This window comes from uncultured Mucilaginibacter sp. (assembly GCF_913773635.1).
Lineage (GTDB): Bacteria > Bacteroidota > Bacteroidia > Sphingobacteriales > Sphingobacteriaceae > Mucilaginibacter.
Genome location: NZ_CAJYGQ010000003.1, coordinates 1 through 12,650, shown reverse-complemented (window position 1 = coordinate 12,650; position 12,650 = coordinate 1). Strand labels below are relative to the sequence as shown.

Here is a 12,650-nt window from a genome sequence, read left to right as displayed (position 1 = left end):
GGCCAGTTTGTGGCCGGTACAGGTAATGTATAAACCAGATAAGATGGAAGATGAATATGAATTTGGTTTTACTGAAGATCCAAAGTTCTCGGTAGAACGCTACGAAGAAATGATTCGTAATCATGACCAGTACTTTTTTGATGCTCAGGCATTTGAGAATATAATTGATTACTACATTGAAAGAAACGACCCTGCGAAGGCTTTACAGGTTGTAGAGTATGCCAAAAGCCAGCATCCTTTTGCAGCGGTATTTTTAATTAAACAAGCACAGTTACTGGTAGTAACTAATAAAGTTACAGAGGCCTTTGCCGCACTTGATAAAGCTGCGTTGCTTGAAGCCTCAGACGCCGACATTTATATTATAAGAGGAAACCTTTACGAAAGCATGGACCGCTATACCGAGGCACTCGAAAACTACGAGAAAGCACTTGGCATGGCCGAAGAAACCGACGATATTTTGTTGCATATGGCCTATGTTCATCAAAATATGGGCGATTATGAAATGGCTATTCATTACTTAAAAGAGTGCCTTAAGCAAAACATGGAAAACCAGGATGCGCTTTATGAATTGGCATTTTGTTATGATGTAATAGACAACCAGGAAGAGAGTATTCAATTCTATCAGCAATACATTGATAACGAACCCTACAGTTACGCTGCATGGTATAACCTAGGTAATGCTTATACAAAATTAGGTTTGTTTGAAAAAGCCATTGATGCCTATGACTATGCTATACTTATAAAAGACAGTTTTGCATCTGCCTACTTTAATAAAGGTAATGCATTAGTAAACCTTGAAAAATACGCTGAAGCCATTGAAGTTTACCGGCAAACTTTTGAGTACGAGCAACCAAATGCCGATACCTATTGCGCCATAGGTGAATGCTACGAAAAGTTGGAGCAGATGGATGAAGCACGCGGTTTTTACAAAAAAGCCGTGCGCATGGACAGCAAACTGGCCGATGCCTGGTTTGGCATAGGCGTAACGCTTGATTTTGAAGAGCGGTACTTTGAGGCCTTGCACTTTTACCGTAAAGCTCTTGATCTTGACATTATGAATGCAGACTATTGGTTTGCAATTGCTGATGCAGAATATAAGTTAGGCCATTTGCCTGAGGCCGAACTGGCCTACGAAAAGGTGGTAGAGCTAAACCCGCTTGATGTTGATGCATGGCTCGACTATTCATCAATAATGTATGAACAGGAAAGACTGATTGATGCTATTGAGGTAATTGCTAACGCCATAAAAAATAATCCTGAGGCAGCAGAACTTTACTATCGGATGGTTGCTTACCTGTTTGCTAAAGGTGATTATAATGAAGCCTTGGCTAACCTTGAGCTTGCTTTAACCTCAGACCCCGATAAGCATTATATTTTATTTGATTACCTTCCACAGCTACAAAAAAACAAGGTAATTCTTGATATAATAAATCGTTACACTCGCTAATTAATAAGTTCAAACAATAGTTTTAAGTAGGGCTTCGGAATTAAACTTCCGGAGCTTTTTTATTTGCTTAAAATTTGAATAAAAAAAAGAGAGCTACTTTCGAAGCTCCCTTTCCCCTAATTAATTTAAACTATTGATTAAACCCAAAACAAAGAACAAAATCATCTCAACTTGGGTGCCTGAGAATTCTCTTTCATAAATGTTGTAACATAGGTAGATGTTACTTTATTTTGTTTTTCACTTAGATGCAGAGTCGTAATGTTATTTACAAAAGTGAAGCCAAACTTTTTGAACCACCCAAAAAAATAAGCCTTGAATCCATTTACCTCCTAGTCATCTAGTTCTCACAACACATTAATAACCATTGAAAATATACTTATAAGTTATTGCTTTTCAATGCTTTATTAACAAATAGCAAGAATTATTATCAATTGGAGCTGTATTCGTCAATTATCATTTTCATAATAAATCTACCAATTCGAGCATTTTATATAGGAGATTTATAATTTCAAACACTTACCAATTTATACTGAGTTATAATCAAAAGTGAATAATTTAATAGATAAATGATTAATAAAACCCCCGAAAGTTGTATCAATTAAACTACAATTCCTTTATAACATACACACAACTTTAGATTGTGTATGATAATTACTACAAGAATGTTAACAGTTACTAACATTTTATGATAATGCGTGTTCTTGTCTTACTTAATATTGAAAAGTATATTTGACAATGCATCTCCTGAGCGAAATTGTCAACTGGCTTAAACACCAAAGTATACTCGAATTGACAGGTGTTTGCTGCGGCTTGCTATGTGTGTACCTTGCAGCCCGCAACAATATTTGGAACTGGCCCTTTGCCATAGTAAGCACCGGCATTTACATTTACATTTTTGCTCAAAACGGCCTTTACGCCGATATGCTACAAAACGCTTACTTGTTTTGTATAAATATTTACGGCTGGTATTACTGGAGCAAACAGCCGGATAATAGTGCCAAAGTGCCTGTGGTGCATATAACTATCAATCAAGTAGAAACAGCAATACTTATAACGGCTGCAATTACGCCGTTACTGGGCTTTACCCTGGTTTATTTAAGCAACATTTTAAACTATAGTCCGGCCGCCTACCCATTCCTGGATAGCTTTTGCACGGTATTGAGCCTTACAGCGCAGGTTTACATGGCTCGTAAGGTTTTAGAGAATTGGTTGATATGGATTTTTGTTGACATCATATACGTTTTAATATATGCATCGAAACAGCTTGAACCAACAGCTATCATGTTTGCCATTTACGCGCTGCTTGCAGCTAAGGGGTATTATGATTGGCGCAAAGAGCTGCGTTTACAAAAACAGCAACATTAAAAAATGCTCCGGTTTGCCCCGCCATCAACCTGAATGGTGGTTCCTGTAATATACGAGGCTTGTTCAGATGCCAGGAACGCCACAAGGGCGGCAAGTTCTTCGGGCTTACCAATTCGCCTTAATGGTATATTTTCAGCTCTTTGCTTTAAAGCTTCATTTAAATCGACACCCTTGGGTAACGTATGCTTTATACGATCTGTTAAAATTAAACCGGGCGCAACGTTATTTACTGTAATGTTATAGGGCCCTAATTCATCGGCCATCATTTTGGCCATGCCCACTACTCCCATACGCATACTGGTTGACAATACAGAATTAGCAAGCACCGATTTGACCGACCCGCTGATAATATTTATGATTCGGCCACTGCCTGTTTGCATCATATAGGGCAGTACCAAGCGACTCGTTCGGGCAAAACTTAACAAATTAAGTTCAAATGCCCTTTGCCAATCGTTATCGTTAAAGTCTTCAAAGCCGGCAAAAGGTGGCCCTCCGGCATTATTAATTAAGATATCGACACTTTGGAACCGGCTTGCAACGTGGCCTATCAGTTGTTCAACTTCTTCTGCCTTTGATACATCAGCAGCTATGCAAGTAACTGCACTTCCGGTTAATTCTTCAATTTCTTTAGCTGCTGCTTTAAGGTCATCACTGTTACGAGAGGCTATTATGATGCGGCACCCTTCGGCAGCCAATGTTTTTGCAACAGCCTTGCCAAGCCCCTTACTTGAGGCAAGTACTAAAGCAACTTTGTCTTTAAGTTTCAAATTCATAATGTTGCAAAATAGCGGGTATAATGGTAAGCTCAACTATATTCATGATAAAATTAATTGCCGGGCAACACAATGCTTACTTTTGCAGCTTACTAAGAAAGATTAGCCTTATAAATCTTTCATACAAAAGCACGGCAATCATCATATGCTTCATAAAACCCGAGCAATAGTTTTAAAAGTTACCGATTATGGGGAGGCTAGTGTTATTGTGCAACTGTTTACCGAAAAACTGGGCGTACAATCATACATCATTAACGGAGTAAATAAACCTAAGGCTAAAGTTTCGCGCAATATGCTCCAGCCACTTCACCTGCTCGATTTGGTAGTTTACCATAAATCAACAGGCTCAATTCAACGAATTAAAGAAATTAAGGCTGCGGTAATTTTAAAGCATATTCCTTACGATATTGCCAAAAGCAGCATCACCATGTTTCTTAACGAAATATTGTACAAGGCCATAAAACAGCAGGTGCCTGATGAACAAATGTTTGATTACATTTTTGGAAGTATTGAGCTGCTGGATAACCTTGACGCTGGCATAGCTAACTTTCACCTGGTGTTTATGATTGGCCTAACGCGCTTCCTTGGTTTTTTCCCTAGTGACGTTAATGCCGTTAACACTGCTTACTTTGATTTGCACAATGGCGTTTTCAGCAATACCCGACCAGAAAGCAACTTCTATTTATCTCCACCCCATACAGCTCACTTTAAGCAATTGCTTATATACGGCTACAATAATCTTTCAACCATAGTGCTTACCAATACAGAACGCCGATATTTACTTAGCAGGCTGCTGGAGTATTATGCGCTTCACGTTGAAGGCTTTGGCAACATCCGATCGCAAGATGTTTTGGAAGAAATTTTAAGTTAAACCTTAATTGTCATCCTTATCGCCAAAGTATTTTTTAAAAAAGCTTTTATCTTCCTTTGCATTCTGGTTGCCAATTAAATAACCGTACGGTTTAAGTGGCTCTACATGATCACACAATGCCTTAAACATACCTAAAAGTGGTATGGCAAGCACCATACCTGAAATACCCCAAACTGCCTCGCCTATAACTATTATTAAAATAGTAAATAAAGGGTTTAAGTTTACCTGATTGCCAACAACCAACGGCTCCAGCACATAGGTTTGCGTAAACTGCACAATTGCATAGGTTACGAGCACGCCAATTACCATATCAATGCTTCCGCCCTGGGCAAACGCAATAAGCACTGTAATTGAAGTTCCGGTAATGTTACCCGCAAAGGGTACAATTTCAAGTATTCCGCAAAGGATGGCAAAGAATATGGCGTTTTTAATACCCACAATTGAAAAACCAATTCCGTACATAAACCAAAGCATAACAATCATAATTCCTAAGCCGGTTATGTATTGCTGGGTAACACGGCTGGCCTTATGCATAACCTTTTGGGCAGTTGCATGATTAGGTGTATCAACCAATCGCAGTACAAAGTTTTTAAAATGCCCACGGAAGTATAAAAACAGGAATACGTACACCATCACCAGTACTGAGCTAACCAAAATGCTCATGGTAGATGTTAACGTTCCGATAGCTATGCCTGCAACCTTTTCCATTCCGCCTGATTGCTGCTCCTGAAGTATTTTTTCCTGCTGACGGGTTGTAATGCCAAACTGCGAACGTACATAGTCTTTAATTTGCTCAAACAGCTTCATTAATTGGTCTTGCAGCTTCGAAAAGTCTTTAAGCAAGTCGCCAATTTGCCAGTTAAGCAAAAGAACCAAGCCGGCAAGCACGGCTGCAAAAACAAAAAGACTGATAAATGAGGAGACACCTCGGTTCAATCCCATTCGTTCCATCCAATTGCTTAAAGGCATTAATAACATAGCCAGCACACCGCCAAACGTAAGCGGAATAAGCACAGAACTCGAATAGTAAAGTATAATTACCGAGAGGATAAATAACAGAAGAAGGCGAAGCGTTTTGGATAATTGTAGCATAGGCGCAATTTTAAAAAAAAGGCAAGGTTTAAAACCCTGCCTTTACAAAACTTACAGAATATAACAGATTAAAAACCCGATCCGCGTCCCGGATCCATATCGTTTTCAATAACCTGCTTTTTAATGAACTCAACACTTGAAGCAGGCAACTCATCACCTGAGATTTGAACGGCTGAACCATCAGGCTGCAGTTCAATTTCGGCGTTTATGTTATTATCAATGTGTACCCGCAAAATATCACCTTCGCGCTGTACGTGACATGTTAACTCTCGCTCTGAGTAATTAATGGTAAATTCGTAATTACCGTCGGTTGTATTTTTGAAGCTATCAGTCATGGTAGTGTGTTTAAGTATATAACACGCCATGCGTCAAGTATGTTTCGACTGAGTATATAACACGACAAAAAATTAATTGCAAGACTTTCAGATACTTCCAATTTTTTTGAAAAATTATTTTGATAATATAAATGAAGTTCCTATGTTTGCAGTCCCAAAACAAAGGAACAAAAATTAAAAAAGTAACTTTGAAATACGGGAGCATAGCTCAGCTGGTTCAGAGCATCTGCCTTACAAGCAGAGGGTCACAGGTTCGAATCCTGTTGCTCCCACTAAAAGAAAGCCCTTCAGATTAGTTTCTGAGGGGTTTTTTGTTTTTGGTGCTGATCGCAACTCTGCAATCTTAGCACAATCTGATAGTACAGTGTTAGTACAGCGATAGTACAAACAAGTAACCACAATGCCCATCATTATGGTTTATTTTAAAATCATCCTTAACGACAAAAGACAGAAAGAGGACAACATCTATCCGGTAGCTATAAGAGTTACCTTCAACCGAAACAACACCACATTCAACACAGGAATCCGTCTAAAGCCCGAGCAATGGGACTTAAAGTCGCTTTGTGTTAAACATAGTCACCCAAATGCGCAGGCATACAACAAGACCATCACTGACTTCTATAGCAAAGTGCAAAATATTGCTTTCCAGCTTATACACGAGCAAGAGTTTTCTTTTCAGACATTGAAGGAAAGGCTGACCGAAACAACCCCGCTACAGAAGAAGGTAAGCAAAGCTTACTTCATCGACTTTGCAAATCAATTAGTGGAAGATATGCTATCTATAAATCAAACAGGCAACGCCATTGTTTATCGAACCGCAATTAATAGGTTCATGGGATATGTAGCAAACCCAAAATTGAAGTTCTCCGATATTGATTATAAGTTATTGGAAGGATTTAAGCATAAACTAACAAAGGAGAAAGTTAAGGTTAACTCCGTTAGTAATTACTTCAGGACATTAAGAGCCATATACAACAAGGCCATTAAGGCGAAGGTCATAGACCGGGGCAGTTATCCCTTCCTTGACATTTCTATTAAAACAGAACGAACTACTAAGCGAGCAATAACAGTTGATGATTTGACAGCACTAGCCCAAGTTGATTTGAAACCCAAGTCGCGTAAATGGCATGCCAGGAACTTTTTTTTCTTAAGCTTTGCACTAATTGGAGCATCCTTTACCGACCTTGCTTATCTCACTTCTCAAAATATCAGGAAGGGGCGATTAACCTATCGACGTAGAAAAACTGGTAAAGAATTAAGCATAAAGCTACAGCCTCTTACTGAAAAACTACTTGCTTACTACACTGGCTCCAATGCAAAGTATCTACTGCCAGTTGTTCAAACGAATGTTGACGAAGATAGCATTAGAGCGAAAGCATTGATAACCCAATGGATTAAAACGACCAATAAGTGGCTACGTAGCATTGTGGAAGATTGTAAGCTGGATTGCGATGTTACTACTTATGTTGCAAGACACTCATGGGCCACCACAGCAAAGAGGTTAGGCTTCTCTGTGGAGATTATAGCTGAAGCTATGGGGCATGAACACGGCAATCGCATTACAAATATTTACCTTGATAGCTTTGACCAAGGATTAATTGATGAAGTTAACCTAAAAGTCAATCAGTCTATTGAATGGCTATAATATAACTGGGTAGCGGAGTGGAAGGCTTCGCTACCTTTTTTATTTTCGCCCTATGTTATACTTCAATCCAAATCCAAACTTCACCCGGCTTAGCAAATACTATAAATTTTCAACAGCGCCTGAAATATTGCATCAACAATACCCCAATGGCTATCCTATTCAAATTGATTGGTATTATACAGATGAAATGGTTGAGGATATATTGAAACGCTTTTGGGCTATTATCGAAAAGTATAACCTTTTAAAGGATGGCGATAACTTGATGTACTTAATTCTCAATCAGGTTAATGAAATTGAAAATATTATAACAGCAGCCATAGAACAAAACAATGCGCTTTTAAGAGCTAAGGAGCTCGCTGGACTGCTCATTGCATACCACGACGTTGACTCGGAAAAAACACCAACTATTTCCATTAAAGGACAAAGGGAAACTTACAAAATATCTGACCAACCGCTATCTCAATGGATTGGTTCATTGATAAGTGAGAAAGTGCTAAACGGGAATTTGCCAATTCAGTTGATGCATATGTTCAGCGACTTTCTATTCATTGACAAAGTACACGGCGAACGCAGTATAAATTTTAACAAAGTACTTGAGATATATAACCGGAAAGTTCAAAACACCAATACTTATATAAAGCAGCTTCAAAATAGATTAAGAGCAGAGTTTTGCTTTTACTTACGACCGTATTTAAACGGAGAAACCATATTAAAGAAAGCCGAGAGAACAAATTTTTCTGATGAGCAGCTTACCTTCTTTTATGAAGTATTAGTTCTTTTCGAACTATTAAATGCTCAGGGTTTTGATAAGTCAATGGGTTACGAGGCAAAAGACTTTATGAGGAATACACTTACCAAATACGCCAAAATGTACGGAATTAAGGAAACCAAAAAAGTTTAAATTAGAAAAAACGGTTCCCAGCGTAACTTGGCAGCTATCCACAACTTTGTATCGTCATCAAAACAAATGACATACAAAACATGGTTAATTTAACAATTAGATCAGCGCAAAAAGTTAAAGAACAATTTAACCAAGCGCAAATTCAAGGTGCAAACAAGCTAGCAGCACGAAATGGATTTTACCACATAAAAGCGTTTGAGTACCGCAACGTACAAAACCGCATTGATGTTCCAATAATAACAGCATACTGGAAAGCATCACGTGAAGATAATTTTATTGAAGATGCAATTATTGAAATTGCAGTCGGCTCTCTCCAATATGTTGGCCCATTATCTACAACCAACGGCTTTGCCTCCGCAATTGGTTATACAATACAGGTATTTGATGTGGCATTATCTTCAACCATCAACAAGGGAGAAGTCAAAAATATTGTTATCGGAAAATGGATGTACGAAGTCGCCCACCATGAAGTTCTTAAAGAAACCAAATTTCTTGACTTGGTTGCAATGCTAAAAACTCCTATGAACGCTGCCGACCTGGAGAACGTTCACAGCTACATTGAAGAGCATGATGAAGAATTTTATGTAGAAGATCCTGAAGATTATAACATTGACGATTTGGATGAAGAGCAAGAATAACTTGCTCTTCCAAACTTCCCAATGGCATTAATGAACTCAATAAAAAATCACTTGTGAAACAATACATGGACTCATGCACTCATCAAATAAAACTCCCGACATCACAAACGTGATATTTGACCAAGAAATATTTTACGGAGAGGATGTCAAATACTTCACAGATATACTTGAAATGACGCCTATACCCTCAAAATCAATTATTTATAAAACGGTAACAGGTATCGGTGCAACATACAGTGAACTTGTCTCAAAGCGTCACAGTATAATAGTACTGCCTCACATATCCATTATAACCAATAAGATTAAAGATTGTCAGGAAAACCAAATCCAGGCTTTAGGTGTACATGGAGGTATCAGCAAAGATGATATTTTTAATTATCTCTCAACATGTGTAGGATTTGCAAAAATACTTACTACACCAAAAGGCCTAAGTAAGATTATTCAACTTTTGAAATCGTGTCATTTAAATGGTGAGCCAGTAGGATATAAAAGCCTGTTCTTTCTTTTAATAGATGAGTGTCATAAGCTTGTTCAGGACGCATCATACCGCGCTGATATGGTTGAAATGATGGACCTCTTCTTTGAGTTTGATCGTAAAGCTATGATTTCGGCAACGCCAATTCCACCAAGTGATCCCAGATTTTCCAAAGCTGAATTTAAGCATATCAAAGTATGCCCGGATTATTCTTATCAAATGCCAATTTCGATTTTAGCAACAGACAGCATAATCAATACTTTGGACGAATATTTCAAGAGTTATCAAGCTGAGTGTTATTGTATATTCTTTAATTCAGTAGAAGGAATTAAGAGTATAATTAAGCAATTAAATATTCAGAGTGATTATATAATATACTGCTCTAAAGAAAGTAGTGACCTTTTAAAGCTTGCAGAGGAGCCTAATGTATCCAATGAAATAGGAAAGTTTAAACGCTACAACTTTTTCACCAGCAGCTTTTTTAATGGGTTAGATATTCATATGACGGTGAAGCCAGACATACTTATTGTTACTGACTATGGGTATCGTGATCATACACTGCTTGACCCATTCACCGATGTTCTACAAATCCTGGGTAGATTTAGAAGAACGAAGCAGCAAAAGGATAACAAAGAGCAAGCATATCGTATGGCAACCCATATCAATAACGCCAAACATTTTACAAAACCTGTTAGTAAAGAAGCTGCGTTACTTCAAATAGAATATAGCAAATTCTATTATGAGCACCAACTTACGTTAAAAGCGTCGCAATATGACCACACGTTTAACGACTATATTAATCAACAATTAAAAACGATAAAACCATATTCAAGGCTTTTAAAGGCGAATGGTGACTTCTCCCATTTTTTAAAAGATAACTATCTGGATGATGAACGTGTGAAAGCTTACTATAAAAACACATCAACGCTATTGAACGCTTACACGAAAACGAAACTTTATATTGTCACTCCCATGCAGCCTAAAAAATATGACAAGGAGGGTTTGATTAAATTACAAAAGAAAAGTATTCGTTATTCGGCCAATATGAACCTTCGCATGGCTAATGACTTGCGAGACATTGAAGCATATAAGGGCACTGAAGCTTATTATGTCGTAAGAAAAGAAATTGAAAAACTTTCCCCTGTAATTACCGACGCATATGATAGATTAGGATTTGACCGCATCAGGTCGCTTGATTTTAAAATTCGCCCTATCCGAATTGACCTTTTAAAGCTTGATATTGAAAGTAAATTAAATCATTTCCCACTTATCAACTTGGTTTATATGACGTTCCGGCTTAATACTAAGTATACGGTTAATCAGGTGAAAGAAAAGCTAATTAAAATTTTTAAGAAATTTAACATTGAGTATAAAGCGAAAAGTACGGATGTTCTTCGATACTTTGAATACAAAGAAACCAAGAAAGATGAAGAGCGTGCGTATATCTTTCTTTCGAAAAAGTTGTATCAGGTGTCTCCAAGACAACATATCTAAGCGGACATTTTAAATTAGTAACCTATAATCATAATACCAAAAAATAAAAATTGTGCAACACGTCAAATGCCTGACAGCAGTAGTTGTCAGGCTACTTTTAAAGTAATATTAGCTGTATTCAGTGTCTGTAAATTATAACTTTGATACTGATCAAATGACCAATCGATTTTATCAGTCAACTTGTAATACCTCCTTAAATTATCGCTAAACTTACTTATTGTATATCTTTCTTTAATGTAGTCTTTTGAGATCAATCCTGAAAACTGCTTTCTTACTTGATTTTCAGTTAGTCCAAGATATTTTGCAAAGAACTTTATTGGTTTAGGCTCATGACATTCATATTTGACGTTATTAAAGAACTGACGAATACATAGCAACATTGCACGTTCATGAGAAGATAAATCCTTTGTTGTTTCAAAGAAATCTTTCGGTATTTTTTCAAGCCTATTATTCCAACGCGGTGCAGTAAAGTAATAATAATTCGATTCCCGTATTTTGTTGCTACGCTTGACTGAAATAAGTCCGGCTTCCTCTAAGCGCTTGACTGACGCAATCACTGTATTTTTGGAAACACCAGCTTTAATACCAATTGTTTCGTGTTTGGGAAAACATTCATCACTTTCAATTCTATTAAACCATCTAAGGGCTGTATAAACTAAAACATCTAAATATTGAAGGTTATCTCGATCTAAAAATAAAAAGTCGGGTAAAGCCACGTAAGGCCTTAGGGCAGAATCATTATACATCATTATATATAAGTGGGATGGATTCAATTACAGGGCAGGAATTGAATTTTGATTTAAATCGCTGTAAATAAGCGGACTATAATCTTAAATATACGAAAAAAGTATGACTTCTGCAACTTTAACTTGGATTAAGTAATGTAGTCAGCAAATGAAAATGCATAAAGAAAAAATTCTTGTTTTTTTCTGTGCTGGACACTATTACATAAATAATATAATCCTTATTGTTAGTGTCCAAATTGGAACAAAGCTCAGAAAATCAATTGTTTAACTTTTAAAAAAGCCGGATTTTTGGTATATTTGTGTTAACATGTTAGGCAGATTACATATTGCATAACATCATTATATATTAAGGGCATGAGAGAGCTAAGTTCAAAAGACTTAGCTTTTTTTTATGGCAAAAATCTTGACTTTTTGATCCGTCTTATAGGTCACTTTATGCAAATCTTGACCTTTTAAAGCCCGTAGAGCATATAAAACGCTTTTTGCATCCGCACATCCACTAGGAAATAATATCTGGTCAAATCTTCTTAAAACCAATTTTGTGGTTTAAGCTTCAAGTATATAGGTGAATTTAATTTCCAGACGCCCCCCGCCCTTTGTTTTAAAAAGTCGTTTCTATATATAGCTGTTTGCTGCGAATAACATTTTGAGTGTATTGAGATCGAAATACCCGCTCTGATTTTACCCCCTCACCATCATCCGAATCAAAAACAAAATAATATGTGTGGTAAGGCAGCAAAAGCAGTCTTACCAATCGAAAAAGCACATCGGATAAAAAAGTTCAAAAAAACATCCAAAATCCACAAAGAATAGTGCTCATGCACCTGCACTCTTTAAACGGAAAATTCTCTAATCACTCTCAAAATCA

Annotated in this window: 11 protein-coding genes and 1 tRNA gene; 8 read left to right on the top strand and 4 right to left on the bottom strand. The window is 37.2% G+C overall.

Translation table 11 applies throughout. The features are described from left to right. Positions 1-43 precede the first annotated feature (43 nt). Positions 44-1,447, top strand: a complete 1,404-nt coding sequence (locus tag QZ407_RS01435; RefSeq protein ID WP_295767645.1) for a tetratricopeptide repeat protein — start codon at positions 44-46, stop codon at positions 1,445-1,447. Between the two features lie 735 nt (positions 1,448-2,182). Beyond that, positions 2,183-2,812: a nicotinamide riboside transporter PnuC gene (pnuC, locus tag QZ407_RS01430; protein WP_295767644.1), complete on the top strand. Its 630-nt coding sequence runs from the start codon at positions 2,183-2,185 to the stop codon at positions 2,810-2,812. Here the strand turns inward: pnuC and QZ407_RS01425 are convergent. Beyond that, positions 2,809-3,585, bottom strand: a complete 777-nt coding sequence (locus QZ407_RS01425; protein WP_295767281.1) for an SDR family oxidoreductase — start codon at positions 3,583-3,585, stop codon at positions 2,809-2,811. The two genes, pnuC and QZ407_RS01425, sit on opposite strands and share 4 nt — an antisense overlap. 145 nt (positions 3,586-3,730) lie before the next feature. On the opposite strand from QZ407_RS01425, the gene recO reads away from it, so the two are divergent. Beyond that, a complete protein-coding gene (gene recO, locus QZ407_RS01420; protein WP_295767280.1) occupies positions 3,731-4,456 on the top strand; it encodes a DNA repair protein RecO in 726 nt (241 codons plus the stop codon). A 3-nt stretch (positions 4,457-4,459) separates the two neighbouring features. Here the strand turns inward: recO and QZ407_RS01415 are convergent, their stop codons facing one another. Both QZ407_RS01415 and QZ407_RS01410 read right to left on the bottom strand, forming a co-directional pair. Further along, positions 4,460-5,548: an AI-2E family transporter gene (locus QZ407_RS01415; protein WP_295767279.1), complete on the bottom strand. Its 1,089-nt coding sequence runs from the start codon at positions 5,546-5,548 to the stop codon at positions 4,460-4,462. Positions 5,549-5,616: 68 nt separating this feature from the next. Then, positions 5,617-5,883 (bottom strand): hypothetical protein, encoded by a 267-nt coding sequence (locus tag QZ407_RS01410; protein ID WP_295767278.1) that lies wholly within the window; start codon positions 5,881-5,883, stop codon positions 5,617-5,619. 197 nt (positions 5,884-6,080) lie between these two features. On the opposite strand from QZ407_RS01410, the gene QZ407_RS01405 reads away from it, so the two are divergent. From QZ407_RS01405 to QZ407_RS01385, 5 genes are all read left to right on the top strand, one after another. Further along, positions 6,081-6,155 (top strand) — tRNA-Val (locus QZ407_RS01405). A gap of 128 nt (positions 6,156-6,283) precedes the next feature. Further along, positions 6,284-7,528, top strand: a complete 1,245-nt coding sequence (locus tag QZ407_RS01400) for a site-specific integrase (protein ID WP_295767277.1) — start codon at positions 6,284-6,286, stop codon at positions 7,526-7,528. Positions 7,529-7,580: 52 nt separating this feature from the next. Next, entirely contained in the window at positions 7,581-8,429 is an 849-nt protein-coding gene (locus QZ407_RS01395; protein ID WP_295767276.1) for a hypothetical protein, read from the top strand. Between the two features lie 80 nt (positions 8,430-8,509). Continuing rightward, the gene (locus QZ407_RS01390) at positions 8,510-9,067 is read left to right on the top strand and encodes a hypothetical protein (protein WP_295767275.1); all 558 of its coding nucleotides are present in this window, start codon (positions 8,510-8,512) and stop codon (positions 9,065-9,067) included. Positions 9,068-9,140: 73 nt separating this feature from the next. Continuing rightward, positions 9,141-11,036 carry a DEAD/DEAH box helicase gene (locus QZ407_RS01385; RefSeq protein ID WP_295767274.1) on the top strand — a complete coding sequence of 632 codons (1,896 nt, stop codon included), beginning with the start codon at positions 9,141-9,143 and terminating at the stop codon, positions 11,034-11,036. 86 nt (positions 11,037-11,122) lie between these two features. On the opposite strand, the gene QZ407_RS01380 is transcribed toward QZ407_RS01385, so the two are convergent. Beyond that, positions 11,123-11,752, bottom strand: coding sequence for a helix-turn-helix domain-containing protein (locus tag QZ407_RS01380; RefSeq protein WP_295767273.1), 630 nt, complete (start codon positions 11,750-11,752; stop codon positions 11,123-11,125). Between the last annotated feature and the right edge of the window lie 898 nt (positions 11,753-12,650).

What these genes read in the sequence shown, in the direction of transcription:
- QZ407_RS01410 (WP_295767278.1), bottom strand. Translation starts at nt 5,883, where the DNA reads ATGACTGATAGCTTCAAAAATACAACCGACGGTAATTACGAATTTACC.
- QZ407_RS01435 (WP_295767645.1), top strand. Translation starts at nt 44, where the DNA reads ATGGAAGATGAATATGAATTTGGTTTTACTGAAGATCCAAAGTTCTCG.
- QZ407_RS01395 (WP_295767276.1), top strand. Translation starts at nt 7,581, where the DNA reads ATGTTATACTTCAATCCAAATCCAAACTTCACCCGGCTTAGCAAATAC.
- QZ407_RS01385 (WP_295767274.1), top strand. Translation starts at nt 9,141, where the DNA reads ATGCACTCATCAAATAAAACTCCCGACATCACAAACGTGATATTTGAC.
- QZ407_RS01425 (WP_295767281.1), bottom strand. Translation starts at nt 3,585, where the DNA reads ATGAATTTGAAACTTAAAGACAAAGTTGCTTTAGTACTTGCCTCAAGT.
- QZ407_RS01390 (WP_295767275.1), top strand. Translation starts at nt 8,510, where the DNA reads ATGGTTAATTTAACAATTAGATCAGCGCAAAAAGTTAAAGAACAATTT.
- recO (WP_295767280.1), top strand. Translation starts at nt 3,731, where the DNA reads ATGCTTCATAAAACCCGAGCAATAGTTTTAAAAGTTACCGATTATGGG.
- QZ407_RS01400 (WP_295767277.1), top strand. Translation starts at nt 6,284, where the DNA reads ATGCCCATCATTATGGTTTATTTTAAAATCATCCTTAACGACAAAAGA.
- pnuC (WP_295767644.1), top strand. Translation starts at nt 2,183, where the DNA reads ATGCATCTCCTGAGCGAAATTGTCAACTGGCTTAAACACCAAAGTATA.
- QZ407_RS01415 (WP_295767279.1), bottom strand. Translation starts at nt 5,548, where the DNA reads ATGCTACAATTATCCAAAACGCTTCGCCTTCTTCTGTTATTTATCCTC.